General features: G+C 58.4%; 1 rRNA gene. It reads right to left on the bottom strand.

The features are described 5' to 3' along the window. Window positions 1–69: 69 nt before the first annotated feature. Window positions 70–1,602: ribosomal RNA gene (locus HMPREF9141_RS12290) — 16S ribosomal RNA — on the bottom strand. Between the last annotated feature and the right edge of the window lie 38 nt (window positions 1,603–1,640).

A 1,640-nucleotide genomic window follows, 5' to 3' on the forward strand; every position in this document is an offset into this window, starting at 1 on the left:
GAGCAGCACAGGAAGGGAAACGAACCCGAGACGCCCCCGTCGCATGAAGCGGAAAGACGACCGCTCCAGAAAGGAGGTGTTCCAGCCGCACCTTCCGGTACGGCTACCTTGTTACGACTTAGCCCCAATCACCAGTTTTGCCCTAGGCCGATCCTCGCGGTCACGGACTTCAGGCACCCCCGGCTTTCATGGCTTGACGGGCGGTGTGTACAAGGCCCGGGAACGTATTCACCGCGCCGTGGCTGATGCGCGATTACTAGCGAATCCAGCTTCGTGGGGTCGGGTTGCAGACCCCAGTCCGAACTGAGACCGGCTTTATAGATTCGGCGCGCCTCGCGGAGCGCCAGCCCTCTGTACCGGCCATTGTAACACGTGTGTAGCCCCGGACGTAAGGGCCGTGCTGATTTGACGTCATCCCCACCTTCCTCGCACCTTGCGGCGGCAGTGTCCCCGGAGTGCCCGGCATAACCCGATGGCAACTGGGGAGAGGGGTTGCGCTCGTTATGGCACTTGAGCCGACACCTCACGGCACGAGCTGACGACAACCATGCAGCACCTTCGCAGGAGTCCCGAAGGACCTCAACATCTCTGTATCGTTCTCCTGCAATTCAAGCCCGGGTAAGGTTCCTCGCGTATCATCGAATTAAACCACATGTTCCTCCGCTTGTGCGGGCCCCCGTCAATTCCTTTGAGTTTCACCGTTGCCGGCGTACTCCCCAGGTGGGATGCTTAACGCTTTCGCTTGGCCCCCGGCGCCAGGCGCCGAGAGCGGGCATCCATCGTTTACCGTGCGGACTACCAGGGTATCTAATCCTGTTCGATACCCGCACCTTCGAGCTTCAGCGTCAGTTGCGCTCCCGCCGGCTGCCTTCGCAATCGGGGTTCTTCGTCATATCTAAGCATTTCACCGCTACACGACGAATTCCGCCGGCGTTGCGCGTACTCAAGGGAACCAGTATGCGCTGCACATCAGACGTTGAGCGCCTACATTTCACAACACACTTAATCCCCGGCCTACGCTCCCTTTAAACCCAATAAATCCGGATAACGCCCGGACCTTCCGTATTACCGCGGCTGCTGGCACGGAATTAGCCGGTCCTTATTCATGCGGTACCTGCAAAAAGGGACGCGTCCCTCACTTTATCCCCGCATAAAAGCAGTTTACAACCCGTAGGGCCGTCCTCCTGCACGCTACTTGGCTGGTTCAGGCTTCCGCCCATTGACCAATATTCCTCACTGCTGCCTCCCGTAGGAGTTTGGACCGTGTCTCAGTTCCAATGTGGGGGACCTTCCTCTCAGAACCCCTACTGATCGTAGCCTTGGTGGGCCGTCGCCCCGCCAACCAGCTAATCAGACGCATCCCCGTCCGTCACCGCTAAAAAGCTTTACTTCACCTCTGATGCCGTCAGTGAAGGCCATGCGGTATTAGTCTGCCTTTCGGCAGGTTATCCCGCAGTGACGGGAAGGTTGGATACGCGTTACTCACCCGTGCGCCGGTCGACGTCCGAAGAGTGCGAGCACTCAACGCCGTTTCCCCTCGACTTGCATGTGTTAAGCCTGTAGCCAGCGTTCATCCTGAGCCAGGATCAAACTCTCCACTGTAAAATGTGATGACAAGACCGGACGACGGATAGCGGACA

The sequence above is a fragment of the Prevotella multiformis DSM 16608 genome (assembly GCF_000191065.1).
GTDB classification, from domain to species: Bacteria; Bacteroidota; Bacteroidia; order Bacteroidales; family Bacteroidaceae; genus Prevotella; species Prevotella multiformis.